The organism is Streptomyces sp. CA-146814, from assembly GCF_050942385.1.
Lineage (GTDB): Bacteria > Actinomycetota > Actinomycetes > Streptomycetales > Streptomycetaceae > Streptomyces.
In genome coordinates, this window is the sequence record NZ_CP192068.1 from 32429 (window position 1) to 58459 (window position 26031).

Annotated in this window: 26 protein-coding genes; 12 read left to right on the plus strand and 14 right to left on the minus strand. The window is 72.7% G+C overall.

Going from position 1 to position 26031, the window contains the following annotated elements:
* Positions 1 to 179: 179 nt before the first annotated feature.
* Positions 180 to 1040, plus strand: a complete 861-nt coding sequence (locus ACQP09_RS00145; RefSeq protein ID WP_433394904.1) for an isocitrate lyase/PEP mutase family protein — start codon at positions 180 to 182, stop codon at positions 1038 to 1040.
* Positions 1041 to 1050: 10 nt separating this feature from the next.
* Here the strand turns inward: ACQP09_RS00145 and ACQP09_RS00150 are convergent, their stop codons facing one another.
* Genes ACQP09_RS00150 through ACQP09_RS00160 form a run of 3 tightly spaced genes read right to left on the minus strand, consistent with a single transcriptional unit; the run spans position 1051 to position 3038 of the window.
* Positions 1051 to 1887 carry a class I SAM-dependent methyltransferase gene (locus tag ACQP09_RS00150; RefSeq protein WP_433394906.1) on the minus strand — a complete coding sequence of 279 codons (837 nt, stop codon included), beginning with the start codon at positions 1885 to 1887 and terminating at the stop codon, positions 1051 to 1053.
* The gene (locus tag ACQP09_RS00155) at positions 1884 to 2510 is read right to left on the minus strand and encodes a hypothetical protein (RefSeq protein ID WP_433394908.1); all 627 of its coding nucleotides are present in this window, start codon (positions 2508 to 2510) and stop codon (positions 1884 to 1886) included. The genes ACQP09_RS00150 and ACQP09_RS00155 overlap by 4 nt, the downstream gene beginning before the upstream one ends.
* A 45-nt stretch (positions 2511 to 2555) precedes the next feature.
* Complete coding sequence (locus ACQP09_RS00160; protein ID WP_433394910.1) at positions 2556 to 3038, minus strand: MarR family winged helix-turn-helix transcriptional regulator; 483 nt, start codon at positions 3036 to 3038, stop codon at positions 2556 to 2558.
* Positions 3039 to 3154: 116 nt separating this feature from the next.
* On the opposite strand from ACQP09_RS00160, the gene ACQP09_RS00165 reads away from it, so the two are divergent.
* The gene (locus ACQP09_RS00165; RefSeq protein ID WP_432150317.1) at positions 3155 to 3565 is read left to right on the plus strand and encodes an organic hydroperoxide resistance protein; all 411 of its coding nucleotides are present in this window, start codon (positions 3155 to 3157) and stop codon (positions 3563 to 3565) included.
* A 33-nt stretch (positions 3566 to 3598) separates the two neighbouring features.
* Here the strand turns inward: ACQP09_RS00165 and ACQP09_RS00170 are convergent, their stop codons facing one another.
* Positions 3599 to 5131 (minus strand): alpha/beta fold hydrolase, encoded by a 1533-nt coding sequence (locus ACQP09_RS00170; protein WP_433394911.1) that lies wholly within the window; start codon positions 5129 to 5131, stop codon positions 3599 to 3601.
* Positions 5132 to 5224: 93 nt separating this feature from the next.
* On the opposite strand from ACQP09_RS00170, the gene ACQP09_RS00175 reads away from it, so the two are divergent.
* On the plus strand, positions 5225 to 6226 hold the full coding sequence (locus tag ACQP09_RS00175) for a MerR family transcriptional regulator (RefSeq protein ID WP_433394912.1): 1002 nt from the start codon (positions 5225 to 5227) through the stop codon (positions 6224 to 6226).
* Here ACQP09_RS00175 and ACQP09_RS00180 read toward each other — a convergent pair.
* Positions 6207 to 6698 carry a DUF4430 domain-containing protein gene (locus ACQP09_RS00180; RefSeq protein ID WP_433394914.1) on the minus strand — a complete coding sequence of 164 codons (492 nt, stop codon included), beginning with the start codon at positions 6696 to 6698 and terminating at the stop codon, positions 6207 to 6209. The genes ACQP09_RS00175 and ACQP09_RS00180 overlap by 20 nt on opposite strands.
* 355 nt (positions 6699 to 7053) lie before the next feature.
* A complete protein-coding gene (locus tag ACQP09_RS00185; RefSeq protein WP_433406435.1) occupies positions 7054 to 7725 on the minus strand; it encodes a TetR/AcrR family transcriptional regulator in 672 nt (223 codons plus the stop codon).
* Positions 7726 to 7940: 215 nt separating this feature from the next.
* Here ACQP09_RS00185 and ACQP09_RS00190 point away from each other — a divergent pair, with 215 nt between their 5' ends.
* The gene (locus tag ACQP09_RS00190; RefSeq protein WP_433394916.1) at positions 7941 to 9839 is read left to right on the plus strand and encodes an RICIN domain-containing protein; all 1899 of its coding nucleotides are present in this window, start codon (positions 7941 to 7943) and stop codon (positions 9837 to 9839) included.
* A gap of 72 nt (positions 9840 to 9911) precedes the next feature.
* Here ACQP09_RS00190 and ACQP09_RS00195 read toward each other — a convergent pair whose 3' ends face one another.
* The gene (locus ACQP09_RS00195; RefSeq protein WP_433394917.1) at positions 9912 to 10559 is read right to left on the minus strand and encodes a TetR/AcrR family transcriptional regulator; all 648 of its coding nucleotides are present in this window, start codon (positions 10557 to 10559) and stop codon (positions 9912 to 9914) included.
* Positions 10560 to 10619: 60 nt separating this feature from the next.
* On the opposite strand from ACQP09_RS00195, the gene ACQP09_RS00200 reads away from it, so the two are divergent.
* On the plus strand, positions 10620 to 12239 hold the full coding sequence (locus tag ACQP09_RS00200; protein ID WP_433394919.1) for an FAD-binding oxidoreductase: 1620 nt from the start codon (positions 10620 to 10622) through the stop codon (positions 12237 to 12239).
* A gap of 65 nt (positions 12240 to 12304) precedes the next feature.
* Here ACQP09_RS00200 and ACQP09_RS00205 read toward each other — a convergent pair whose 3' ends face one another.
* Complete coding sequence (locus ACQP09_RS00205; protein WP_433394920.1) at positions 12305 to 14392, minus strand: FUSC family protein; 2088 nt, start codon at positions 14390 to 14392, stop codon at positions 12305 to 12307.
* Positions 14393 to 14447: 55 nt separating this feature from the next.
* On the minus strand, positions 14448 to 15581 hold the full coding sequence (locus ACQP09_RS00210; RefSeq protein ID WP_433394921.1) for an NADH:flavin oxidoreductase/NADH oxidase: 1134 nt from the start codon (positions 15579 to 15581) through the stop codon (positions 14448 to 14450).
* Between the two features lie 158 nt (positions 15582 to 15739).
* Here ACQP09_RS00210 and ACQP09_RS00215 point away from each other — a divergent pair, with 158 nt between their 5' ends.
* Positions 15740 to 16102 carry an ArsR/SmtB family transcription factor gene (locus ACQP09_RS00215; protein ID WP_433394923.1) on the plus strand — a complete coding sequence of 121 codons (363 nt, stop codon included), beginning with the start codon at positions 15740 to 15742 and terminating at the stop codon, positions 16100 to 16102.
* Between the two features lie 73 nt (positions 16103 to 16175).
* Here ACQP09_RS00215 and ACQP09_RS00220 read toward each other — a convergent pair whose 3' ends face one another.
* Entirely contained in the window at positions 16176 to 17216 is a 1041-nt protein-coding gene (locus ACQP09_RS00220) for an NAD(P)-dependent alcohol dehydrogenase (RefSeq protein WP_433394925.1), read from the minus strand.
* 153 nt (positions 17217 to 17369) lie between these two features.
* Between ACQP09_RS00220 and ACQP09_RS00225 the strand changes: the two genes are divergently transcribed.
* Positions 17370 to 18293, plus strand: a complete 924-nt coding sequence (locus ACQP09_RS00225) for a helix-turn-helix domain-containing protein (protein WP_433394926.1) — start codon at positions 17370 to 17372, stop codon at positions 18291 to 18293.
* Between the two features lie 28 nt (positions 18294 to 18321).
* Positions 18322 to 18753 (plus strand): GNAT family N-acetyltransferase, encoded by a 432-nt coding sequence (locus tag ACQP09_RS00230; protein WP_432150304.1) that lies wholly within the window; start codon positions 18322 to 18324, stop codon positions 18751 to 18753.
* Between the two features lie 9 nt (positions 18754 to 18762).
* Here ACQP09_RS00230 and ACQP09_RS00235 read toward each other — a convergent pair whose 3' ends face one another.
* From ACQP09_RS00235 to ACQP09_RS00245, 3 genes are all read right to left on the minus strand, one after another.
* A complete protein-coding gene (locus tag ACQP09_RS00235) occupies positions 18763 to 19449 on the minus strand; it encodes a ScbR family autoregulator-binding transcription factor (RefSeq protein ID WP_433394929.1) in 687 nt (228 codons plus the stop codon).
* Positions 19450 to 19628: 179 nt separating this feature from the next.
* The gene (locus ACQP09_RS00240; protein WP_433394931.1) at positions 19629 to 20489 is read right to left on the minus strand and encodes an SDR family oxidoreductase; all 861 of its coding nucleotides are present in this window, start codon (positions 20487 to 20489) and stop codon (positions 19629 to 19631) included.
* A 69-nt stretch (positions 20490 to 20558) separates the two neighbouring features.
* On the minus strand, positions 20559 to 21428 hold the full coding sequence (locus ACQP09_RS00245; protein ID WP_433406437.1) for a ScbA/BarX family gamma-butyrolactone biosynthesis protein: 870 nt from the start codon (positions 21426 to 21428) through the stop codon (positions 20559 to 20561).
* A gap of 238 nt (positions 21429 to 21666) precedes the next feature.
* Here ACQP09_RS00245 and ACQP09_RS00250 point away from each other — a divergent pair, with 238 nt between their 5' ends.
* Positions 21667 to 22305, plus strand: a complete 639-nt coding sequence (locus ACQP09_RS00250) for a ScbR family autoregulator-binding transcription factor (protein ID WP_433394933.1) — start codon at positions 21667 to 21669, stop codon at positions 22303 to 22305.
* 30 nt (positions 22306 to 22335) lie between these two features.
* Here the strand turns inward: ACQP09_RS00250 and ACQP09_RS00255 are convergent, their stop codons facing one another.
* Positions 22336 to 22947, minus strand: coding sequence for a LysE/ArgO family amino acid transporter (locus ACQP09_RS00255; RefSeq protein WP_433394935.1), 612 nt, complete (start codon positions 22945 to 22947; stop codon positions 22336 to 22338).
* Between the two features lie 66 nt (positions 22948 to 23013).
* On the opposite strand from ACQP09_RS00255, the gene ACQP09_RS00260 reads away from it, so the two are divergent.
* From ACQP09_RS00260 to ACQP09_RS00270, 3 genes are all read left to right on the plus strand, one after another.
* On the plus strand, positions 23014 to 23928 hold the full coding sequence (locus ACQP09_RS00260) for a LysR family transcriptional regulator ArgP (protein ID WP_433394937.1): 915 nt from the start codon (positions 23014 to 23016) through the stop codon (positions 23926 to 23928).
* A 67-nt stretch (positions 23929 to 23995) separates the two neighbouring features.
* Positions 23996 to 24658, plus strand: a complete 663-nt coding sequence (locus tag ACQP09_RS00265; RefSeq protein ID WP_433394939.1) for a response regulator transcription factor — start codon at positions 23996 to 23998, stop codon at positions 24656 to 24658.
* Positions 24655 to 25980: a sensor histidine kinase gene (locus ACQP09_RS00270; RefSeq protein ID WP_433394940.1), complete on the plus strand. Its 1326-nt coding sequence runs from the start codon at positions 24655 to 24657 to the stop codon at positions 25978 to 25980. Before ACQP09_RS00265 ends, ACQP09_RS00270 begins: the two co-directional genes overlap by 4 nt.
* Positions 25981 to 26031: the final 51 nt, after the last annotated feature.

The window sequence follows — 26031 nt, forward strand, 5'->3', positions numbered from 1 at the left end:
AACGCGCCGCTTCACAGCACCAGTCGGGCACGCGTGTCGGCGCGCGGTGCGCCCGTCCCGGGCCGGTATATGTATGCGAGCACTCGCAAAGAGATCATGGTTTCCGTCGAGTGCCCATGCCGTCGCCGGGGTGCGTCCGTCACCACCCGTGGTTCACGGCCGCACCCAAGGAGAGAGACATGCGCTACGGAAGCGCGCTGCGCGAGCAGATCCGCACGCCCGGGACCACCCCGCTCATCGGCATCTACGACATGTACTCGGCGTCGGTCGCCGCCCGGCACTACGACGGCTTCTTCGTCTCCGGCTTCGGCTTCGCCGCCTCCCACTACGGGTTGCCCGACATCGGCTTCATCGCGTGGCCGGACATGGTGGCGTTCGTGGAGCGGCTCCGGCTCGCCTTTCCCTCGCACCATCTGCTGGTCGACATCGACGACGGTTACGTGGACCCGGAGGTGGCCTGCCACGTGGTGCAGCGGCTGGAGCGGGCCGGGGCCTCCGGCGTCATCCTGGAGGACCAGCAGCGCCCGCGCCGGTGCGGTCACGCGGACGGCAAGAGGGTGCTGCCGCTGGCCGAGTACCTGGAGAAGCTGCATCTGGTCCTGGAGAGCCGGCAGGACCTGGTGGTCGTGGCCCGTACCGACGCCACCGAGGACGAGGACATCCTGCGCCGCGCGCAGGCGCTCGCGGAGACCGATGCGGATGTGGTGCTGGTCGACGGCGTGCGGGACGTCGAGTGGATCCGCCGCATCCGCAAGGTCATCGACGACAAGCCGCTGCTCTTCAACCAGATCGCGGGCGGCAGGTCGCCGAGGCTCTCGCTCTCCGAACTCACCGAGCTGGAGTGCCAGGTGGCCATCTACAGCACGCCCTGCCTGTTCGCCGCGCACGCCGCCATCGACACCGCTCTCGGCGAGCTGAAGCAGGCCGACGGCCGGCTCCCGGAGTTCTCGCCCGGTACGTCGGTCGGCGTACGGGCCTCGACCGCCCTGCTGGAGAAGAACATCAGCCGCCACCACTCGCCCGGCCTCCGGACCGTCTGATGCGAGGGCGTCAACGCCGGTGCGACACCGCCAGCTCGAAGAGGTAGCGCTTGGTCACGCTGCCTCCGTACCGGCCGTCGATCAGCTCGGCGACGCACCCGAGCAGCCCGTTCCTGGCCGCCTCCGGCAGCGCCCGGTGGCCGGAGAAGGTCCGCAGCAGTTCCAGATAGCCGGACGTGGTGAAGGTGAGGTCCTGCTCGTAGCGGCGCAGGACCGTGGGGCCGAACCGGCCGCTCAGCGCCACCTCCCGTACGTGGTCCGACGCGTCGACGTCAGCCGTGGCGGGAGGCCGCAGACCGGGTGGTGTCTCCGGGTCGAAACGCTCGTAGCAGCGCTGGACGTCGGCGAAGAACTCCTCGGTGCCGCCCCTCACATGCTGCCCCCGCACCACGGCGAGCGCCCCGCCGGGCCGCAGCGCCTCGGCGGCCTTCGTCACGCGCACCGCCGGGTCGATCCAGTGGAACGCGGTCGCCGAGACCACCACGTCGTACGGTTCCGAGGGCAGCGGCCAGCTCTCGAACCGTGCCGTCACCACCTCCGCCTCCGTGGCAGCGGCCAGATTGCGGCGGGCGATCGCGGCCATGTGCGGGCCCGCCTCGACCGCGGTGATCCGGCAGCCGCGGGCGGCCAGCACCACCGTCGCCTGGCCGGTTCCGCAGCCCACCTCCAGGACGTGGCTGCCGGGCCGGACACCGGCGAGCCCGGCGAGGCCGTCGTACAGCTCCGGCGGATATCCGGGCCGGGCCCGGTCGTACAGCTCGGCGTCCTCGTCGAAGGTGCGGGCCAGGCGCTCCCGGCGGGGTTCGTCGGGGCTGTCGTCGCGTCGGACGCCCGCCGCGCCGGTCATACGGATTCCGGGCGGGCGGGCCGGGCATGGGTCAGGAGGAACTCGGTCGCCCGGGCGACGGCCTCGGCCGAGGTGCCGTGGACGGCCTCGGACTCCTCCTCCTGCCGGTCGGCCGCCGTGGCGGTGTACCACCAGGCGTCCAGGCCCGGGTCGTGGTGGATGACGGCCGAGCCGCCCGCGTACGAGAGGGGGACGGACTCGCCGGCCGACCTCTTGACCACCGCGTGGGGCCACTTGAGGCGGGCGGACTGGCGCTTGATGCCGCCCCAGGCCGAACCCAGCTGGGAGTAGCTGGCGCCGCTGCGGCCGGCCGCGGTGGCCGCGCTCTCGGCCAGCCGGTCGACGGACCGCTTGGCCTCGTACAGCGCGCGGAGCGTGGCCAGTTGCATGTCGGGAGCGGCCATGAGCGCGGGGTCGAACGGCTCGCCCGCGGTGCGGTAGGCGAGCGCACGGGTCGAGATCCGCTCGGCCAGCGCGCGGACCGCGTCGAGCACCTTCTCGTCCATGGTGAACGTGGCGTCATCGGCCGGCTCGCTCCAGGCGGGCTCCACCGGTGTCATGACCGCGGTCCAGAAGTTCGCGTCGTTCTTGGCCGGGGTGGGGATGGTCGTCATTTCGTCCATGCGACAAGCTTAACTGTCACACTCCATGGATGACAAGACAAACTGTCAGACGCGGGCTTCTCCCAAGGTTGCGGTGAGGCGGCCGAGAACCTCCTGCAGCCCGAGAACCTCCTCCACCGACAGACCCGTCGCGGCGAGCACCCCCCTGGGGACGGACAGCGCGCGTTCGCGCAGCCGTACGCCGTCGTCGGTCAGCTCGACGAGGACGGAACGCTCGTCCTCGCGACTGCGCTCACGCCGGACCAGCCCGGCCACCTCCAGCCGCTTCAGGAGCGGCGAGAGGGTCCCGGAATCCAGGTGGAGCCGCTCGCCGAGGGCCTTGACCGAGCGCGGACCGTCCTCCCACAGCACCAGCATGACCAGGTACTGCGGATAGGTGAGGCCGAGATCCTTGAGCGCCTGCCGGTAGAAGCCGCCGAACGCGCGCGACGCGGCGTGCAGCGAGAAGCAGACCTGGTGGTCTAGTCGCAGCAGTTCCGCGTCGGGCACTGCGGTGAGGTCGGGTGAGGCGTTCGGAGCAGGCGTCATGGAGCCAGCGTACCGTCGGCCACGCCATTGAGTTGTGCACAACTCAATTGCGTGCCATATTCAAGTCAGTCACCGCGACCGCTCCGGTCGCGGTCCCGACGAGGAGGGTCATTCCCATGGACGCGCTGTACACCGCCGCCGCAACCGCCAACGGCCGCGAGGGCCGTGCCGTGAGCACGGACGGGCAGATCGATCTGCCGCTCGCGCTGCCCCCGGCCCTCGGCGGCAACGGCAAGGGCACCAACCCCGAGCAGCTCTTCGCGGCCGGGTACGCGGCCTGCTTCGCCAGCGCGATGGCCTCGGTCTCCCGCGAGATGAAGCTCGACACCAAGGACGTCTCCGTGACCGCCGAGGTCTCCATCGGCAAGGACGGCGACGGCTTCGGTCTCGCGGTCGTCATGCGCGTGGAGCTGCCGGACTCCCTCAGCGGCGAGGTCGGGCAGCGGCTGGTCGAGGCGACCCACGCCTACTGCCCGTACTCCAAGGCGACCCGGGGCAACATCGACGTGGAGCTGGTCATCGAGTAATCCCGCGATCCAGGCGGTCAGAGGATCAGGCGGTCAGAGATTGAGGCGGGCCAGCACCGCCTCGACCGCCCGGCGTACGGCGTCGCGTGCCTCGTCCGTCGGGCCGAGGGTCTCGAAACCGTGGCGCCCTTCCGGTACGTCGACCACCTCGACGTCGGCCCCGCAGCGCCTCGCCGCGGTCAGGAACTCCTCCACGGTCGCGGCGATCTCGGCCATCTCGCGGCCCGCCCGGACCAGCACGACCGGAAGCGTCCCCGCCCGGGCGACCGCCCGCACCGGGTGGAAGCGGGCGTCCTCCACCCCCCAGCTCGGCAGCGGGGCCAGGATCGGGTAGTTGGCGGCCAGGCAGCGCAGCCAGGCCGGGGGCGCGGCCAGCCAGTCCGCGGCGAGGGGGCCGCCGCCGGAGAAGAACCACAGGGCGATCCGGTCCGCGTCGACCCGGGGGTCGGCCCGTACCCGTTCCACCGCCGCGGCCACGTCCTCGGCGGCCCGCTCGTAGTCGGTCAGGGCGTGCAGCCGGTGGTCCACGGTCGCGGCCACGGCTCCGTGCCCGGCGACGTACCGCGCGTACCCCGTGAAAGTCGGCCAGTCCCGGGGCGTCGGCCGCACCCCGGCGGGTACGGGGCCGCCGTGGACGAACACCACGGCCGGGTGCGGCCCCGGTCCCTCGGGCAGGTACAGGTCGGTGTTACCGGTCCGTTCGCGGGGGCGTTCGGGTACGTCGAGGAGGAACGGGCGCAGATGCGGGGGCGGTTCGGCGGCGTCGGCGGGCTTCAGCCGGTGGCCCCGGCCGGCCGCCGCCTCGGCCAGGACCTCGGCCAGTTCGAGGGGGCAGGACAGCATCGGCCAGTGGCCCGTGGGCAGTTCGAAGAAGGTCACCCGGGGGTCGGCGAGGGCCTGGATCGCGGGTTCGCCGAGGTCGACCATCAGCTGGACCAGCTCGATGCCCGGCCCGTTGCCCGTGCACAGCACCCCGGTCACGGGGACCGTCGCCACGGCGCCGGTGAGCCGCAGCGGCTGGAGGAGTGTGCCCAGGGGCTGCGGTGCCGCGAGGGCGGTGAGACCGTCGAGGGCCGCCTCGGAGAGTCCGGCGGTGCTTCCCCAGCGGGACCAGGCGTCCCGGGCGGGCGGCGGGAGTTCACCGGCCTGCGCGCCCCCTCCCGCTCCCCCTCCCCCGTCCTCGGTGAGCTCCTCGCGCAGGCGCTGGTCGGGCACCGCGGCCAGGGCCGGGACACCGTCCTGCGGCAGCCCGGAGTCCAGGTGGACGATCCGGGCGATCGACCGCGCCCGCCGGTCCGCCGCGCCCAGCGCCGGGTGGATGCCGTAATCGTGGCCGACGAGCACGATGTCGCCGCCGCTCCCCACCCCCACCGAGTCGATCACCGCGAGCACGTCCGCGATGTGCGTCTCCAGGTCGACGGCCTCGCCGGGAGCGGCGGGGCGCCCGCCGAGTCCGGTGAGCGCCACCGTACGCACCTCGGCGCCCTGCGCGGTCAGTCGCGCGGCCGTGTCCCGCCATACGTACGGGCCGGTGAACGCCCCCGCCACCAGGATGAATACGGTCATGGTTCCTCCTCGTCACACGCTCTCCCGCGCACCGGCCCGATCCGCCGGCAGCGCTCGCCGGTACCGTAGGAACTCCCCCTGAGGGAGGTTCAAGTGTTCTCGTCGCACGACGGTCTCCGCACGATCGGTGAGCTGGCCGAGTACGCGGGCGTCACCGTCAAGACCGTCCGCTTCTACTCGGACGGCGGGCTGCTGCCGGAGGCGTCCCGCAGTGCGGGCGGGCACCGCAGGTACGCCCCGGAGGCCGTGGAGCGGCTGGGCCTGATCCGCTCGCTGCGCGGTCTCGGCCTGCCGGTCGCCGACGTACGGCGGGTCCTCGACGAGCAGGACGCCGGGGACGCGGCCGATGCGCTGGAGGCGGCGGTCGACGGCCGGTTGCGCGCGCTGGGGTCCGAGCTCAGGGCCCTGCGCTGGCGGGAGGCCGCGCTCCAGCTCGTACGGGACTGCCCGCCGGAGGAGCGGCCCGCCCGGCTGCGCCTGGTGGGTGCGGTGGCCGCTCCGCCGAGCACCGCCGCTCTGGTCCGGTTCTGGCGTGCGTGGCTGCCCGCCCGGATGCCCGCCCGGTCCGTCGGGGCGTTCCTGGAGGTGGCGGTGGTGCAGCCGCCCGACGCCCCCCGCCCGGATCAGGTGCTCGCCTTCGCCCGGCTGTACGCCTTCGTGACCCGGCCGTGCGGAGGGAGCGCGGGCGGCCCGTGCCAGCCCAGGGCGCACAGCGCTGCCGGGGCGCGTGAGTCGGCCGTGCTGTACGCGGGTCTCGCGACGGCGTACGACCTGGCGGGCGTAGAGATGCGGCGGGGCGGCGGGCCGCGCCCGGGTGAGGCCCTGGACGGGTTCGTGGACGCGTACGCGAGCACGTACGGCACCCGCGACACTCCCGGATTCCGCCGCCGGCTCGCCGCTCAGCTGGCGGCCGATCCGCGCATCGACCGGTACTGGGAGCTGACGGCCGAGGTGCTCGGCGCTCCCGACGGCAACCGGGAGCCGACGCCCGGGACGGCCCATGACTGGCTCCTGGAGGCGCTGGACACCCAGCTGTCGACGGGCCCGGGCCTGGTTCGGCCCGGGCCCGAGTGCCCTAGAAGGCGGTCCAGGTGAACGCGACCTTGTCCCCGGCGTTCAGCTTGAACTGGCAGCCGCCGACCGGGATCGAGGTGCCGTTGACGGCGATGTTCCAGTAGGCCGCTCCCCCGCCGCTGACGTTCTTTATCGTGTCGACGGAGAAGTCGTCGAACGACGCGTACCAGGTGCCGTCCCAGGTGAAGTGTCTCTTCCGCGCGGCGTCGTCGAGGGCGGCGGTCGGCGTGGGAACGGCGGTCGGGTTGGCCCCGCCGTTGGTGCCGTCGCAGCGGTGCGTGCCACCGGTGGCGGTGGTCACGTCATGCCCCTTGGTCTTGATCTTTCCCTTGAACAGGCGCCCGTCCGGCCCCTTCACCGTCAGCGTGACCTTCACCGGGGCGTTCGTGGAAGCGGCCGGGGCCTGCGGCTGGGCGACAGCGGGTGCGGAGGCGAGAGCGAGGCCGAGGGCGGCCGTGACGACGAGGGCGCGGCGGGCGGATGTCAGATGCACGGGTGTGCCTTTCCGGTACGGACGGCCTGCCGTGCCGCACCGGGACCCGACCGCCGGCACCGCGTCCGTCCGCGTGTCTCGGCGGCGTACGCGCAGCCGGTCGGAGCCGCGGGGCTTCGCACTGCAGACCATGACAGGGGAAGCGGTACACGTAACGCGCCGGGCTGTCCGACTCGCGGCCCGGCGGGCCGCACACGGTTGCAGGTCAGCGCCGGATTCCCACCGGCTTCCCCCAGTCGCGCACGCATTCAGTTGTCGCTCCGGATCCACCGAAGCTCTCGCATCGTACGGCCAGTTGGCCGTGCGCGGCCGGGAAACGGGTGACAACGCCGACAGGCGTGAGCGTACGGAACGGTCAGCGGCGGGCGGCCGGGCCGAAGCGCTCGGGCGCCAGCGTGGCGAGGAGGGACGTGACCACGAGGTCCGTCGAGGCGGCCATGTCCACGGAGTCCGGTGACAGCAGCCACTGCACCTGGAGACCGTCCATGACCGCGATGACGGCGTTGGCCGCGTTCGCGGTCGTCTCCGCGCGGTCGGCCGGGAGTTCGCACGCCTCGCGCAAGGCGTCGGCGACGAAGACGCGGAGGCCGTCGTAGCGGTCGCGGAAGTACTCCTGGGCCGGGTGGTCGTCGGTGACGGACTCGGCCGAGAGGACCGCGTACAGCCGGACGATCCCTTCGCGCTCGGCGTTGCGGAGCGCGGTGTTCACCAGGTGGCGCAGGAACTCCAGTCCCTGCGGGCGGTCCGGGCCGAGCTGTTCGATGTCGGCCCGGTCGCGCAGCTCCAGGACGCTGGTGAGGAGCAGCGCCTTGGAGCGGAAGTAGTGCAGGACGCCCGCCTGCGTGACACCGACCCGGTCGGCGATCTCGGCCAGTGAGGCGTTGTTGTAGCCGCGGGCGGCGAAGGTGTCCATGGCGATGGACAGGATGTCCTGCTGCCGCTGCTGGGCTTCCGGACTGCGTGGCGTACGGGGCTTGGCCGGGCGGCGCGCCGGCCTGCCCGACGACGGGCCCGCCGGCCTGCCCACTGACTGGTTCCCCGCTGACTGGTTGCTCACCGGGCCAGCTTAAGCCTGCCCGGGACGGCGGCCCGGCCCGGATCTCCGGTCGTCCCGGAGGCGCGGCAGAACACCATGACCGACTACTTACTAACCACTTAGTGAGTGTGGTTTCATGCCGTTGCCCCTCCGCTCCATGTCGTCGCCCCCCATGCGTTCACGTACCGACCGAAGGAGAGCCGCACATGCCTCATCCCCGCCCCCTGCGCCTCAGAGCACGCGCGGCAGGCGCCGCGCTCGTCATGGCCGTCGCCGGACTCGGCGTCAACGCCACCGTCACCACCGCGCAGGCCGCCGACCCGGTCGCCCAGGTCTGGGTCACCACCACCGACGGCGGCAAGAAGCTCACCGCCGACGGAAGCGTTCCGTTCACCGGCACGCCGCAAGGCGTCGACATCCGGATCGACGCGAACAGCAAGGGCCAGAAGTTCACCGGCGCGGGCGCCTCGGTGACCGGCGCCTCCGCCCACCTCATCCAGAGCCTCCCGCAGGCGCAGCGCACCACGCTGCTCAGGTCGCTGTTCTCCACGGACGGGGACGGCATCGGGCTCAACTACCTGCGCCAGCCGCTCGGCAGCACCGACTTCGACGCGAACTCCAACCCGTACACCTACGAGGACAACCGGGGCTCCTTCTCCATCGACCGGGACCGGGCGCAGATCATCCCGGTCCTGAAGCAGGCCACCGCGATCAACCCGTCCATCCGGTTCATGGGCTCGCCCTGGTCTCCGCCGGCCTGGATGAAGACCAACAACTCCCTCAACGGCGGCAGCCTGAGGACCGAGCACTACCAGGCGTACGCCGACTACCTCGTCAAGGCGATCCGGGCGTACGGGCAGGAGGGCATCACGCTCACCGACCTCACCGCGCAGAACGAGCCGGAGTTCGCGACCAGTTACCCGTCCATGAGCATGACCGCCACGCAGCAGGCGGACTTCTTCCAGGTCCTGGACCGCACGCTGACCGCCGCCGGCCTCCCCACCAACCTGCTGGCCTACGACCACAACTGGGACCACCCGAACTACCCGCTCGACGTCTTCGCGCGCACGGGCAACATCCAGCGCATCATCGGCGCGGCCTTCCACTGCTACGGCGGAGCCCCGGCGGCGCAGCAGCAGATCGTCAACGCCGGGAAGCGGGTCTTCTTCACCGAGTGCTCCGGCACCGACAGCGCCAACCCCGCCACGACGTTCGGCGACACCCTCAAGTGGCACGCCGAGAACCTCGTCGTACAGAACATGCGCAACGGCGGCGAGACGGTCGTCAACTGGAACCTGGCCCTGGACCAGAACGGCGGCCCGCACCAGGGGCACTGCACCAACCGCTGCAACGGGATCGTCGAGATCGCCGGCGGCCAGGTCACCCGGAACGCCGAGTTCTACGTCCTGGGCCATGTCACCAAGTTCATCAAGCCGGGCGCGACCCGTATCGGCTCCACCAGCCAAGGCGCCGGGGGCGTGCAGAACGTCGCCTTCCAGAACCCGGACGGCACCCGCGCGGCCGTCGTCGTCAACACCGCCTCCGGTGCGCAGCGGTTCTCGCTGACGGACAACGGCAGGTCCCTCGCGTACACCCTGCCCGCCGGTGCCGTCGCCACCTTCACCTGGAACGGCGACGGCGGTACGACGGAGCCTCCGGCCGGTTCCATCGACCCGGCCGCCTGGTACCGGGTGCAGAACACCAACAGCGGGGCCTGCCTGGACGCCGCCGACTGGGGCACCGGTGACGGGACCGCGCTGCAGCAGTGGGCGTGCGGGACCGGGGCCAACCAGGGCTGGCAGTTCCGGCCGACCAGCGGCGGCCACTACCAGGTGGTGAACCGCCACAACGGGAAGGTGTGGGACGTGGCCGGCGGGGCCGGTGCGACGGCCGACGGCACCAAGGTCCACCTCTGGTCCTACGTGGGCTCGACGAACCAGCAGTGGCGGCCCGAACCGCTGGCCGCCAACGGCCGCTACCGCTTCGTCGCCCGCCACAGCGGCAAGTGCCTCACCGTCGACAGCTCCTCGACGGCCAACGGGGCTCGGCTCTCGCAGCAGCCGTGCAGCGGGTCTGCCGCCCAGTCGTTCGCGCTGACCGGCTGACCTGTCGACCGCACGCTCATGTCGGGCCCCGTCGTCCTTTCGGCGGGGCCCGATCGCGTACTCAGGAAGCTCTCAGCCCCGGATCGCCGTCAGCAGCCGGGCGCAGCGCGCCGCCATGTCGTGCGCCGACTGGTCGGGGTGGTGGGTCCACCAGCCGACGAGCGCGCCGACCGTGCCGGTCCACACGTACTTCAGCGCGTCGGCGTCCAGCGGGTCCTCGTTGCCGTGTCCGCGCAGCAGGTCCGCCGTTCCGGACGCGGCGAGGTCGTCGATGGTCCGCCGGTGCCGGTCCGCGGCGGCGTGCAGGTCGGTTCCGGGCTTCAGCGTCCGGTCGTACAGCACGGACCAGGCACCCCGCTGCTCCTCCAGGACACCGAAGACGGCGCTCAGCACGCGGTGAGGCGTCTCCGCCCCGGGCCGCCCGTCCGCCATGGCCTCCTCGATCGCGGCGACGAGCCGGGGCGCGACGCGCTCCAGGCAGGCGAGGTAGAGGCCGTCCTTGGAACCGAAGTAGGTGTAGAGCATCGGCTTGGTCACGCCCACGCGCCGGGCGATCTCGGCCATCGAGGCCGCCGCGTGGCCGTGGCGGCCGAACTCGTCCATGGCCGCGGCGAGGATCTGCTCCTCGCGTCGCGCGCGCGGAATGCCCTTGGTCCCGGCGCCGGGACGGGCCTTGCTCACGGGTCGGGCGGAAGGTGACGAACCTCTTGCCGTGTTCATGGTCATGACTATACGTTCCAGTAAATTACCCAGAGGTAAATTACTGGAAGGTCATATCCCGTGACGGACCACTCCTCCTCCCCTCCTCCGCAGCCCGACAGCACCGGCGCCCGGTCCTGGTGGGGCTGGGGCACCATCGACCAGGCCCTCCCCGACGCGGAGTGCGCCTCGCTCGCCGCGCTGGTCCCGGGCGCGGCCCGGTCGCCGCTGCCCGTTCCGTCGATCGCCTCGCTGGAGCTGCCGGCGCCCCGGGTGAGCGCGCCCGCCGCACTGGCCCCGCTCCTCTCCGCCGACCCGGCCGACCGTGCGGCCCACACCTACGGCAAGGCCTTCCGGGACGTGGTCCGCGCGCTGTACGGGGACATGGCGGCCGCTCCGGACCTGGTGGGCCGTCCTCGGGACGAGCGCGATGTGGTGGAGCTGCTCGACTGGGCCGCCGGAGCGGACGTCGCCGTGGTGCCGTACGGGGCGGGGAGTTCGGTCGTCGGTGGCGTCGAGTACCGGGCCGGGGACCATTCCGGCGTCCTCTCGCTGGACCTGTCCGGGCTGGACCGGGTCCTGGAGATCGACCGGGTCAGCCGCGCCGCCCGGATCCAGGCCGGTGTCCTCGGCCCCGGCCTGGAGGCGCAACTGCGGCCGCACGGGCTGACGTTGCGCCACTTCCCGCAGAGCTTCGCGTTCTCGACCCTCGGCGGCTGGCTCGCCACCCGCGCCGGCGGCCATTACGCCACCCTCCACACGCACATCGACGACCTCACGGAATCCCTGCGCGTCGTCACGCCCTCGGGGGTGAGCCAGTCGCTACGGGTGCCGGGTTCCGGGGCCGGACCCTCGCCCGACCGGCTGTTCCTCGGCTCGGAGGGGACGCTCGGGATCATCACGGAGGCGTGGATGCGGCTCCAGGACCGCCCGTCCCACAAAGCCTCGGCCTCGGTGGTGTTCGAGCGGTTCCCCGACGCCGTGGAGGCCGTCCGGGCCATCGCGCAGTCGGGCCTGCACCCGGCCAACTGCCGTCTGCTCGACCCGGGCGAGGCGGCCCTGTCGGGTGTGGCGGCGGGCGGCGGAAGCGTGCTGGTGCTGGGCGTGGAGTCGGCGCACGGCCCGGTGGACGGCCGGCTCGCCGAACTCGTCGACCTGGCCCGGAGCCACGGCGGCTCACCGGTGGAGGAGGCGTCCGCCGACGGCGACTCGGCGGCCGGCACCTGGCGTTCGGCGTTCCTGCGCATGCCGTACCTCCGCGACGGTATGGCCCGGATGAGCGTGATCAGCGAGACGTTCGAGACGGCCTGCACCTGGGACCGGTTCCCGGAGCTGTACGAGGCGGTGCACCGGGACGTCGGGGCGGCCGTACGGAAGGTGACCGGTGCGTCCGGCCTGATCAACTGCCGCTTCACGCACGTCTACCCGGACGGTCCCGCGCCCTATTTCACGGTGATCGCACCCGGCCGGCGCGGCGCGGAGGTGGCGATGTGGGACGAGATCAAGGCCGCCGCCATGGAGACGCTCGGCGAGCAAGGGGCGACCGTCACGCACCACCACGCGGTCGGCCGCGACCACCGGCCCGGCTACGACCGGCAGCGGCCGGAGCCGTTCGCGCTCGCGCTGCGGGCCGCCAAGCAGGCCCTCGATCCGGCCGGGATCCTCAATCCGGGCGTGCTGTTCGATGCGGCGACGCCGTGACCGGACCGTCCGGGCCGGGCGGGCCGCCGGAGCCGGGCGGGCCGGTCACGAGCCGCGCGGCGAGGTCAGCGAGGACTCGGCCTGGACGGCGGCGGGGTCAGTGACGCGTCGATCCGGGTGAGCTGCTCGGCCAGGCTCGTCATCCACACCTCCAGGTCGACCGAGAGCGGCGTCGGCGGACAGCCGTCCGGTCCGGCCCGTCGCCGTACGGGCTCCGGGTCGCCGCCGGTCAGCCGGGCGGCGATCCGGTCCGTCTCCGTGACCAGCTCCCGCGCGGTGGTCCGGGCTTGGGCGGCGGCCGGGGCGCTCGTGTCGGGTCCGGGGCGGAGGCCGAAGCGGGGCAGCCAGTGGGCGCCGAGGAGCATGTGGTTGGCCGCGATGAGCATCGCGTGCCAGTCGGTACGGGTGTCCTCTCCGGGTGCCTCGGTGCGGTACTGCGCGTACGCCGCCTCGGCGAGGCGCAGCCGGTGGACGCCCGGCAGGGTCTGCGGCGAGGCCCGCGAACCGCCCGGCGGCGCCAGCAGCGCGTCCACCGTCACCGGCACCAGCGGGGCGCACGTCCGCAGCAGCTCCGCCATGGCCCGGTGGACCTCCCGCCGGGCCCCGGCCGGCCAGGCGAGGAGCCCGCACAGCAGGCCGATCACGCTGCCGGTGACGACGTCGACCATCCGCGCCTCGGAGAGCCGCCAGGTGACCGGTTCGATCTGGGCGAACGCGGTGGCGACGACCAGCGTGAACAGCCCTTGCGCGTACGGGATGCCCAGCAGCGGTCCCAGGGCGAACGCCGCCAGCATCACCGGAGCGAGCAGAACGGCGTACGCGTCGGTGTGCGGGCCCAGTCCGATCAGGAGCGCTCCCGCCGCGAGCGCCCCGGCCGCGTTCCCGGCCACCGCCAGCCGGACCGCCCGCCAGGTCGCGCCGGCCGTCGTCCGCCCCAGGGTCAGGACGGCGAGCAGCACCCAGAAGCCGTGGGACAGGTCCAGGGCGCCGGCGACCGCGCGGGCCGCCGCGAGTCCGAGCGCGGTCCGCAGGGCGTTCTGGAACAGCACCGACCGGAACGTCACGTTGCCGGTGACCCGCCGGGCCCAGAGTCTCGGCGTGGACAGCTCCGCGTACCAGAACAGCCGGCGCGGGACGGCGGGCTCGGTGGGGTGGCCGTGGACGGCGATGTCGGCGGTGATCTCGACCATCCGCGCCGACTCGGCCAGCGCCAGCACCCGCGACTGCCGGCGCAGGACCGCGACCGGCGGCCGCTCGCCGGGCGGCCCGGAGGCCAGCCGTACGCGCCCCGCCTGGAAGCGGCGCATCGCCTCCTCCAGCGCACCGGCCTCCGGTGGACCGGTCCCGGTGCGCAGGAAGCGGGCGCAATCGGTGCACAGCGCGGAGACCCGGTCCAGAAGATCGGCGGAGGCGGGGTCGGCGGCCGTCGGTGGTGTCTCGGCGAGCGTGGCCAGCTGGTCCAGGAGTCGGCGGACCGCGCGGCCGCCCTGCTCCAGCGCGCGGTCCGTCCGTCCCGCGCCGGCCGGGCGCTCGGCCGGTGGTACGGACGCCAGCCGCAGCCGCGCGCCCGCTTCGCGGAGCTCGTGAGGGGGTACGCCGCCGGGCGCGGCCGCGCGGGCCGCCTCGCCGAGCGCGCGGGCGAGGCGTTCCCGGTAGGAGGCGGCGGGCGGGTCGGCCAGCAGGAGTTCGCAGGCCGCGAGTGCCAGGACGCCGATGGCCAGCCCGGCCAGACGCTGGCCGAGGGTGTCGGGGGCGTACGGCGGGAAGCAGGCGAGGATGTAGAAGAGGTGGAGGCCCGGCGCGACGCCCGCCGGGCGCGGGCCGCCCACCGCCGCGAACGCCAGCAGGAACCCGACCGTGAGCATGCCGCCGACGGCAGCCCAGGTGTCCACCGCGAGCAGTGTGCCCAGGGTCGCCAGGGCCAGGGCCCACGGCAGCGCCCGCAGCATCACGGAGACCCGCTGGCGGCCGGAGCCGGGGATCGGTGAGAGCAGGCCGACGGCGATGGGGGCGAAGAGGGCGTACAGCGCCATGACCGGGAGCCCGGCGCCGTACAGCAGCGGGTAGAACCCGGCGCTCGCCGCGACGGCGACCCGGACGGCCCGGCGGAGGATGGTCGCCCTCTCCTGCCCGGTGGGGGTCACATCCGCCATTGTCGGCCCGGACCGGGCCGCCCGCTCGGGATGGCGGACGGGCCCGGGCGGTCGGTCAGGCCTTGGCCGGCTCCTTCTCGGCGGTGCGGCGGCGCACCACGGCGTAGCCGTACGAGTCGGGCCAGCGGGGCTCGGCGCCGAGGGCGTCGGCGGCGCGGTGGGCCCAGTACGGGTCGCGCAGCAGCTCACGGCCGAGCATGACGGCGTCGGCCTGGCCCGAGGCGACGATCTCCTCGGCCTGGGCGGGCTCCAGGATCAGGCCGACCGCGGAGGTGGGTATGCCGGTGGCCTGCCGTACCTGTGCGGCGAAGGGCACCTGGTAGCCGGGGCGGGCGGAGATCTGTGCGTCGCGGACGAGACCCCCGGTGGAGACGTCGAGCAGGTCGACGCCGTGGGCGGTGAGCTCCTTGGCGAGGCGGACGGTGTCGTCGCCGGTCCAGCCCTCGCGCGGGTCCCCGTCGTTCTCGGTCAGCCAGTCGGTGGCCGAGGTGCGGAAGAGGACGGGCAGGTCGTCGGGCCAGACCGCGCGGACGGCGTCGACCACCTGGAGCGGGAAGCGCAGCCGGTTCTCCCAGCTGCCGCCGTAGGCGTCGGTGCGGTGGTTGGCGGCCGGGGAGAGGAAGGAGTTGATCAGGTAGCCGTGGGCGCCGTGGATCTCGACGACCCGGAATCCGGCGGCGAGCGCGCGCTCGGCGGCCGCGGCGAAGTCGCGTACCAGCTGCTGGATCTCGTCCTCGGTCAGCTCGTGCGGGACGGGCAGGCCGTCGAACGCGACGGCGCTGGGGGCCACGGGCTGCCAGCCGCCGTCGCTCTCGGCGACCGGGCCGCCGCCGTTCCAGGGCTGCTGGGTGGAGGCCTTGCGGCCGGCGTGGGCGAGCTGGATGGCGGGGACCGAGCCGTGGGAGGTGATCGTCGCGGCGATGCGGGTGAAGGCCTCCTGCTGGCGGTCGTTCCACAGGCCGAGGTCCCACGGGCTGATCCGGCCGTCCGGGCGGACGCCGGTGGCCTCGGCCATCACGAGCCCGGCGCCTCCGGCGGCGCGGGAGGCCAGGTGGGTGAGGTGGAAGTCCGTCGGCACCCCGGCCTCGGGGCCGTGCGAGGCGGCGATGTACATGCACATCGGGGACATCCACACGCGGTTGGGGATCTCCAGGGACCGCAGGGTCAGGGGCGTGAACAGAGCACTCACCGGAACGTCTCCTCGATGGGTCGGGGCACGGAGTGGCCGTCCCGCCGCCGCTGGAGGGCGGGACCGCCATGACCAGTACGATAGCCCTCGTAGTACGGCAGTTGTCAAACTACGAGGATGTTCGTACTTTAGAGGTGCGAGACCTGAGGAGGCCGCCCATGCCCACCACCGAGCCCGATGCCGCCGCCCCGTCCGGGCGCCGGCTCGCCCATCCCTCCGCGGAAGAGATCCGCCTGGAAGGCGTGCTGCACGCGCTGGCCGACCCCATCCGGCTGACCATCGTGCGCGAACTGGCGGACGGGCACGCGGACATGGCCTGCATCGCCTTCGACCTCCCGGTCAGCAAGTCCACCACCACCCACCACTTCAAGGTGCTGCGCGAGGCGGGCGTCATCCGCCAGCACTACGAGGGCACCTCCCGCATGAGCAGGCTGCGCGAGGACGACCTGGAAACCCGCTTCCCGGGGCTCCTGACGGCCGTCCTGGAAGCGGCACGGCGCTCGGTCGTGCCTTCCGCATGAGCCCTGTACGCCGTGTGCCCCGGACCCTTGAAAGGGTCCGGGGCACACGGCGTACAACTGCTGGACAGATCGCTCAGATGGTCGCGGTGTCGATCACGAAGCGGTAGCGGACGTCGCTTGCGAGGACCCGCTCGTACGCCTCGTTGACCTGGTCCGCCGCGATGACCTCGATCTCCGCGCCGAGGCCGTGCACGGCGCAGAAGTCCAGCATCTCCTGGGTCTCCGCGATCCCGCCGATCGCCGAGCCCGCCAGCGACTTGTTGCCGCCGATCAGCGAGAAGAGGTTGAGCGAGATCGGCTCCTCGGGCGCGCCCACGTTGACCAGGGTGCCGTCCGTCCGCAGCAGCGCGAGGTAGGCGCCGAAGTCCAGCGGGGCCGAGACCGTGGAGAGGATGATGTCGAAGGTTCCGGCCAGCTCCTCGAAGGTCTTCGGGTCACTGGTCGCGTAGTAGTGGTCCGCGCCCAGCTTGAGCCCGTCGTCCTTCTTGCGCAGCGACTGCGAGAGGACCGTGACCTCGGCGCCGAGGGTGTGCGCGATCTTGACGGCCATGTGGCCGAGGCCGCCGAGACCGATGACCGCGACCTTCTTGCCCGGGCCCGCGCCCCAGCGGCGGAGCGGCGAGTACGTGGTGATGCCGGCGCAGAGCAGCGGCGCGGCCTCGTCCAGCGCGATGCCCTCGGGGATACCGACGACGAAGCCCTCGGTCACGACGACGTGCGTCGAGTAGCCGCCGTACGTGGGTTCGCCGCTGCGGTCGATGGCGTTGTACGTCTGGGTGTTCCCTTCGGCGCAGTGCTGCTCGCGGCCCATCCGGCAGGCGTCGCACTGTCCGCAGGAGTCGACCATGCAGCCGACGCCGACACGGTCGCCGACCGTGAACTTGGTGACGCCGGGTCCGGTCTCGGTGACGATCCCGGCGATCTCGTGGCCGGGGACCATGGGGAAGATGCCCTCGCCCCAGCCGTCGCGGGCCTGGTGGATGTCGGAGTGGCAGATACCGGCGAACTTGATGTCGATCAGGACGTCGAACTCGCCCACCGGGCGGCGCTCGATCGTGGTGCGCTCCAGCGGGGCCTTGGCACGGGGAGCGGCGTAAGCGGCAACGGTGGTCATGCCGGAGGTTCTCCTCTGGGTGATGCGGTAGGAACGTCTCCCAGCATCACCGTCTCGGCAGCGTTTACCCAGGTCACCGCTTTGCCTACGTCCAGTGGTCCTACCACCGGCAGGGACAGGCTCGTCGGCGTACGACCAGGAATAATGGGAGCCATGGACGTTTCACCCGACCCCTCCGCCCCCGAGCCGCTCGACCGGCGCGCCGAGCTCAGCGAGTTCCTGCGCACCCGGCGGGCCCGGCTCCAGCCGCAGGACGTGGGGCTGCCGGAGTTCGGGCGGGCCCGCCGGGTGCCGGGGCTGCGGCGGGAGGAGCTGGCGCAGCTGGCCGGGGTCTCGGTGGCGTACTACACGCGGCTGGAACAGGGCAACGGGCGCAATGTGTCGGCCGAGGTGCTCGACGCGATCGCCCGTGCGCTGCGGCTCAGCGACGCGGAGCACGCGCATCTGACGCACATGGCCAAGCCGGCGCAGCACAAGAAGAAGCGCCGGCCGGCCCGGGTGCAGCGGGTGCGGACCGGACTGCTGCATCTGCTGGACAGCCTGGACGGCATTCCCGCGTACGTCTCCGGCGCCCGCTCCGACATCCTCGCCTGGAACCCGATGGCCGCGGCGGTCTTCGGCGACTGGGGCGCGCTGCCGCCCGAGGAGCGCAACTGGGCGCGGCTCGTGTTCCTCTCCCCCGCCTACCGGGACCTGTTCGTGGAGTGGGACTCCAAGGCCTCGGACATGGTCAGCTATCTGCGCCTGTACGCGGGCTGCCACCCGGACGATCCGCAGCTCTCCGCGCTGGTGGGTGAACTCTCCGTCAAGAACGACGAGTTCAGGCGGCTGTGGGCCACGCACAACGTGAAGGAGAAGGGCCACGGCACCAAGCTGATCCGGCATCCGCTGGTCGGGGAGATGGCCCTGTCGTACGAGACGCTGCACCTGCCGGACGATCCGGAGCAGTACGTGGTCACCTACCACGCGGAACCGGGCTCGGCGTCGGCCGACGCCTTGCGGCTGCTGGCGAGCTGGGGTGCGGACGCCCGGCGGGCGGATGTGGGCGGCAGGGCGGGGCGGGGCCAGTCCGGATAGGCCCGGCCGTTGCTCTATCGTGTAATGCATGGAGCACACTGCTGACCCTTACGAGCTCCGGGTGGGTGTACCGTCCGTCGAGCTGTTCCGCCGTCTGCGCACCGACGCCGGGCTCTCCGACAAGGCGCCCGAGGCGGTCGCGATCGCCCTGCCCAACACGTGGCACGGCGTGGTCCTCCACCACGAGGGCGAACCGATCGGCATGGGGCGGATCATCGGCGACGGCGGCACCGCGTTCCAGGTGGTCGACATCTGCGTGCACCCCGCGCACCAAGGCCGGGGCCTCGGCAGGCGCATCATGGCCGCGCTCACCGAGGAGCTGGAACGCCGGGCGCCCGCCACCGCATACGTCTCACTGATCGCGGACGGGCCCGCGCGCTTCCTGTACGAGAAGTTCGGCTTCACCGACACCGCCGCGCACGACTCGATCGGCATGTACCGCTCGATGGGCGCGGGCTGAGCCGCGCGGTCAGATCGGCGCGGCTGTATCCACGCCGTACGTCTCGCGTCCGGCCCGGCCCGCGGTGACGGCCTCCGTCGCCGCGGTGGTGCCCGACGGGTCGAGCAGGGGCAGGGTCTCCGGGGCGGCGAGGCAGGGCAGCAGGAGGTGCCAGAAGCCGGTGAGTGTCCGTGCGGAGAGCCACTGGGACTCGCAGCGTCCGAGCACCTCGAACCCGGTGGTCGCGGCCACCGTCGCGGCGGTGACGTCCGTACGGGAGACGCCGTCCGCGAGGGTGCCGGCGGCGGCCGCCTCGTCCAGCAACTCGCCCACGCACCGCTGCCATTGTGCGGGCAGGCCCGGTTCGCCGCCTCGCTCTCCGTCGTAGCTGAGCCGGAATCCGGCGCGGGTCACCGGATCGCGGCCGAGCAGGTCCACCAGGGCGTGCGCGATGTCGATCAGGGTCTGCAGTGCCGTGCCCGTGCTGCGGCGGATGGTGCCGGACACCGCCAGCAGGTTGTGCGACGCCTCCGCGACCACGGCCTGGGCGACCGCGGCCTTGTTCTCGAAGTGGAAGTGGAGGGCGCCCGTGCTGACGCCCGCGCCGGAGCTGATCAGGGCCAGCCGCGCCTGCCCGTACCCGTGCTGCTCGAACACGATCGCCGCCGAGCGGATGAGGGCCTGGCGGGTGCGCGCGGCGCGCAGCTGCTTGGTCACCGGGGCCTCCGCCGGAGGGAGAGACGGACGGGAAAGGGCCGTGGGCCGTGGGCCACGGAGGCCGGGGGCTCTCCGCCGGAGCGGTGAAGCAGCGTCATGGGGAATATGAAACCAACTTACCGGTTTGATTTCCAGGGGAACGTATGCGCGGAACGGCCTCCGTGACCGCGCGACGGCCGCTATCCGGTGGGGCCGGCCGTGCCGAAAGAGTCCGCGTGGTCCGCCGCCCAGGTACGGAACGTCCTGGCGGGGCGGCCCGTCAACTTCTCGACGGTGGGCAGCACGGCCGCCTTGGCCCCGGCCCGCTGGCGCTCCGCGCTCTCCATGAACGCCTCGGCCACCGGCTGCGGATACCGCGCGAGCAGCGCCTCGCGCGCCTGGTCCAGGGTGAGTTCCTCGAAGCGCAGCGGCCGGCCGAGCACGTCGGAGAGCTGAGCCGTCTGCTCGTACGCGGTGATCGCCTCCGGGCCCGACACCGCGTACGCCTGCCCCTCGTGGCCCTGACCGGTGAGGACGGCGGCGGCCACCGCCGCGATGTCCCGTGGGTCCACGCACGCGACCGGCGAGCGCCCGTAGAGGGCGCGCACCACACCGTCCGACGCGATGACCTTGGCCCAGGAGAGCGTGTTGGACATGAAGGTCCTGGGCCGGATGAACGTCCAGGGCACTCCGGACTCCCTGATGACCTGTTCGTTGCCCCGCTGGAGCCGGGTGATGAAGTCGTCCGCGTCCGGCTCCTCCACCGCCATCATCGACAGCTTCACGAGGTGGCGGACGCCCGCCGCCGCGGACGCGGCGGCGACCCTCTCGTCATCGGGCTCCGTGGGGCTGTTCGTCACGAGGAACACCGAGTCGATCCCGCGCAGCGCCCGGTCGAGCGAGTCGCGGTCCCCGTACTCCCCCGCCACGACTTCGACTTCGGGCCCGCGCACCATCACCCGCTCCGGCCGCCTCGCCAGGATCCGTACCGGACCGTCGGCCGCCAGCAGACGGGCGACCTCGCCGCCCACCGTCCCGGTCGCACCTGTCACCAGAATCACGCCACGCACTCCTCACACACCGTCATGAAGTTGCCGTCCAACCGCAACAACGCTCCCGCGCAGGCGACTTCAGCCCGCGCCGACCGGGCCCGCCAGCACCGTCTCGAAGACCGGCTCGCCGTCCTGGCGGCCCGTCACCTGGATCCTCGCCTCGCCCGGCGACACGCTCCGCACGACCTCCGCGGCGATCGAGCACGGGCTGCCGAACTCCGCGTACCGGTGGAAGTGCGTACGCCCCTCGGCCGGGACGAACCCCCGGTCCCCGGCGGCCAGGCACGCCGCCTGCCGGGCCGCCTCCAGCAACAGCATCCCCGGCACATGGTCGTTGGGCCGCTGGAAGAGCGTCGGATGCCGGGTGTCCACGCGCAGCTCCCACAGGCCGGCGCGGGAGCCCTCCGAGAGGACCACGTCCTCGGCCCGGTCACGGCCCGCCCGGGCGGCGTCGACCGGCGCGGTACGCGGTATCGCCACGCCCGGCTCCGCCGATCCGCCGCGCATCCGCCGGTAGACCCGCGGACTGGTGAACCTCGTCACGCCCACGCCCGTCGCGACCAGCCGGCCCGCGCGGAGCACCACCCAGTCCACGCGGCCCTGAACCGGCCTCCCACCGCGCCACTTGAGATCGGAGCAGGTCACCTCCACGTCGATGATGGTGGGCAGGCCCCCCACGACCAGGTACTCGGGGCGGGTCGCGTAGTCCAGATCCGCCATCAGGAAGTGGTGGCCGACGGGGACTCCGTACCCGGCGTGGAAGGCCAGCATCGCCGCCTGCCGCATCGCCTCCGTCACCAGCAGCGGGTCATGGCGGTCGGCGCCCACCGGAGCGAAGAACGGATGGTCGTGCGGGAGCACCGCCTCCACGTGGAACCGATCCGGCCCCAGCCGCTGCCAGTTGCGCGGAAAGGCGTCCTCGGCCCTGCTCCTGTGGACCAGCTCCATTCCCACCGGATGCACCACTCGGACCTCCGAGCCCACGGCCGACGCCGCTGCAGGACCGGTCAACACTGCTGCTTCTGGCATAACTCCCCCCAGGGGTCATGTGTTGGGCGAGCCGTTCCTGCGGTGCACACGCGCTGATAAGATACAGACTAAGCGGTTTTTTTTCTATGCCCACAGATCGCCTGACGCCCCGCCGGTCCGGCCGCACGACCGGCACAGCCCGACGAAGGAGACAGGGATGGCCAAGCAGGACCGGGCGATCCGTACCCGCCAGGCAATCCTGATGGCAGCGGCCGAGATTTTCGAGAAGTACGGTTACCAAGCGGCCACCATCACCGAAATTCTCAAGATCGCCGGGGTCACGAAAGGCGCGCTCTACTTCCACTTCCCGTCGAAGGAGGAGCTCGCGCTCGGTGTGATCGAGGCGCAGGAGCCCCCGCCGCCGGCTCCCGACCAACTCCTCAAGCTCCAGGAGCTGGTGGACATGGGGATGCTGTTCAGTCATCGCCTCCACACCAGTCTCCTCACCCGCGCCGGAGTCCGTCTCTCCATGGACCAGCAGGCCCAGGGCCTGGACCGCACCGGCCCGTTCCTTCGCTGGCACCGGACCACCCACGACCTCCTCGCCCAAGCCAAACAGAACGGCGAACTCCTGCCGCACGTCAACCCCGCGGAGACCGCCGATGTCTATGTCGCGGCCTTCACCGGCATCCAGGCCGTCTCCCAGACGCTCACCAACTACCGCGATCTGGAACAGCGTTACATCACGCTCCAGCGGCACATCCTGCCCAGCATCGCCGCCCCCTCCATCCTCACCGCCCTGGACCTCAGCCCCCAGCGCACCACTCACCTCGCCCGGCTGGCGCCCGCGTACTGACTCCCTCAAGGCGGTCAGGCGGTCAGGCGGTCAGGCGGTCAGGGCCAGTCGAGCACCGAGGCCGATCATCATCGCGGCGACCAGTCCGTCCAGCACGCGCCACGACGACGGACGGCCGAGCACCCCGCTGAGCAGCCGGGCGCCGAAGCCGAGGGCGGCGAACCAGCAGACGCTGGCGATGACCGCGCCGAGTCCGAAGGTCCAGCGCTGCGGACCCTGGTCGGCGGCGACGGAGCCCAGGAGGAAGACCGTGTCGAGATAGACGTGCGGGTTGAGCCAGGTCATCGCGAGGCAGGCGAGCACCACGCCCCGCTTCGCCCCCGAAGGCGCGTCCTGGGCGAGGAGGGCCGACGGGCGGAAGGCCCGGCGCGCGGCGAGGAGGCCGTAGCCGATCAGGAAGACGCCGCCGAGCAGGGAGACCACGGTCAGGGCGGACGGCCAGGCCACGACGACGGCGCCGACGCCGGCGACCCCGAGGGTGATGAGGACCGCGTCGGAGAGGGCGCAGATGGCGACCACAGCGAGGACGGCCTCCCGGCGGACGCCCTGGCGCAGGACCAGGGCGTTCTGGGCGCCGATGGCGACGATGAGGGAGAGGCCGGTACCGAACCCGGCGGCCGCGGTGGTCAGGGCGTTGGTCATGACGCAGACGCTAGGGAGGTCCGGCCTCTGTGTACAGCTAATGATTCTTACGTATCATTAGCTGCTGTGATGTCGGAACTACCGCTCGATCAGGTGCGGACCCTGCTGGCCGTCGTCGACGAAGGCACCTTCGACGCGGCGGCCCACGCCCTGCACGTGACGCCGTCGGCGGTCAGCCAGCGCGTGAAGGCCCTCGAGCAGCGCACCGGCCGGGTGCTGCTGATGCGGACGAAGCCGGTACGGCCCACCGAGTCCGGCGAGGTCGTGGTCCGCTTCGCCCGGCAGCTGGCCCGGCTGGAGCAGGACGCGCAGGCGGCGCTCGGGATGTCCGGACCCGGCGAGCCGACGCGGCTGACGGTCGCGGTGAACTCCGACTCGCTGGCGACCTGGTTCCTGCCGGCTCTCGGCCGCGTACCGGAGGAGCTGGGCATCTGTTACGAGCTGCGCCGGGAGGACCAGGACCATACGGCCGCGCTGCTCCGCGAGGGGCTGGTGATGGCGGCGGTGACCTCCTCGCCCGAGGCCGTGTCCGGCTGTTCGGTGCGGAGCCTGGGCCGGATGCGCTATCTGCCGGTGGCGACGGCGGCCTTCGCCGGGCGGTGGCTCGGGCTCGGTACGGCGACTCCGTTGCGCGAGCTGATCGCGGACGCGCCGGTGGTGGACTTCGACCGGCGCGACGACATCCAGGACTCCTTCGTCCGCGCGCTCGGGTGCGGTCGGCGGGCGGGTGCGCGGCGCCACTTCGTACCGACGTCGGAGGGGTTCGTGGACGCCGTGGCCGCGGGGATGGGCTGGGGCATGCTGCCCGATGTCCATGCCCGTCCGCTGCTGGACACCGGCCGCCTGGTCGTCCTCGCACCGGACCGGCACATCGACGTCCCGCTGTACTGGCAGCAGTGGAAACTCGACTCACCGGCGCTCGCCACCGTGGCCGAGGCGGTCGTGGCGGAGGCGGCCGAGGCGCTCGACGGGGACGCTTAGGATGACGGGTCCCTCCCCCAGGCCCGGAGCGCCCGGGGGCCACCCCGAGTGACCCGGAGGCGTCTCCTTGCGCGTGCTGCTGGTGGAGGACGACGACGACCTGCGGGCCGTGATCGCGGCGGGGCTGCGCGAGGCGGGGTTCGCCGTCGACGGTGCGGACGACTGGCCGGAGGCGGACGTGATGCTGTACGTCACCGCGTACGACTGTGTGGTCCTGGACCGGATGCTGCCCTCCGGCGACTCCCTCACGCGGCTGGAGAGCAGGCGCCGAGCGGGCTGGTCGGTGCCCGTGCTCTGCCTCACCGCCCTGGACGCCCTGGACGACCGGGTGCGCGGGCTGGAGAGCGGGGCGGACGACTATCTGGCCAAGCCGTTCGCGATGCGTGAGCTGGTCCTGCGGGTGCGCAGCCTGACCCGGCGGGCGGCCGAGCGGCTCCCCGCCTTCCTGAGCTGCGCCGATGTGGTGATGGACCTGGCGCGGCGTGAGGTGCGGCGGGGCGGGGTGCTGCTCTCGCTGAGCCCGAAGGAGTACGCCGTGCTCCAGCAGCTCCTGGTCCACCAGGGCAGCGTCGTCACGCGGACGGCGCTGCTGGAGCACTGCTGGGACGAGATGGCCGACCCGGTCTCCAATGTGGTGGACGCGGTGATCGCCGGAGTGCGGCGCAAGCTCGGCAGTCCGTCTCTCGTGCGGACCGTGCGCGGCCAGGGGTTCCTGATGGGCCCGGCGTGAGGCGCACGAGAGGCTCCGGCTCCGCGCGGCGCGGCTCTCCGGCCCGGAGGCGGCTGCGCCGGCTCCAGCTGCGGCTGACCGCCGCGTACACGTTGATCACCGTCGCCGGGCTGAGCTGCCTCTCCTGGCTGGTGATCCGCACCGACGACCGGTCCCGGGAGGCCGCCGAGTACGACGAGATGCGCCGCCGGGCCGCCGTCGCCGCCTCGCTCGTCTACTACCAGGACGACCGCATCCGCCTCGACGGCCTGGCCGACGACGAGGCGACCGCCGGCACACCGCAGATCGTGGTCCTGGAGGAACGGCCCGGTGGCGGTCCGGCCGTGGTGTTCCGGGGCAGCGTCCAGCAGTTCGACGTACCGGCCTCGGCGTTCGCCCAGGCGGCGGGTTCGGCGATGCGTACGGAGGAGACCGTGCGTCAGGAGGCCCGCGACCGAACGGGCGGTTCTGTCCGGCTGCTGGCCGTGCCCTTCTGGCACGACGCGACCGACGAGGTGGCGGGCGCGGCGGTCGCGGTCGGGGACCCGGCGTACGGGTCGGCCGAGCACCGCAGTCTGGTCCTCTCGCTCGTCGTCGGGTGCGCCGCGCTCAGTGCGCTGGCCGCGCTCACCGGCCACCTGCTCTCCGGGCGGTCCATGCGGCCCGCCTGGCAGGCGCTGGAGCAGCAGGAGCGGCTGCTCGCCGACGCGGCACACGAGCTGCGGACTCCGGTGGCGGTGATGCGCGGTTCGGTGGAGATGGCCGAGCGCGGGACCGGCGGGCCGGAGGCCCATCTGCCGAGGATCCGGCGGGCGGCGGACCGGATGGACCAGGTGGTGGAGAACCTGCTGACGCGGGGCCGGCTGGAGGCCGCCGTGGACTCCGTACGGGCGGAGCCGCTGCGGCTGGACCAGCTCGTGGAGGAGGTGTGCGCCGAGCTGCCGGAGGGCGGGCACCGGGTGGAGCTGCGGCTGGAGGAGTCGGTGGTCGCGGCGGACGCGGCGCTGGTACGGGTGGCCGTGCGCAACCTGCTCGACAACGCCGTACGCCATGGCCGTACGCCCGGGGAGGCGGGCGGGGCCGAGGTGCTCGTGGCCGTGCGCGGACCGGAGGTCTCGGTCGCCGACCGGGGTGTGGGGGTGGAGCCCGGGCGGCTGCCGGAGTTGATGGAGCGGTTCCGCTCGCCGGGCGGCGGTACGGGCATCGGCCTCTCCCTGGTGGGCCGGGTGGCCCGCGCTCATCGGGGCGGCCTGACCGTGCGTGCCCGGCCGGGCGGGGGTGCGGTGTTCGTGCTGCGGCTCGCGCCGGTCCGGTCGCGGCGGAGGCGGAAGGGCGACAGGTGACGCTCACGATTCGCTCATGATCGGCCGTCCATGATGCGGGGGCAGGTACAC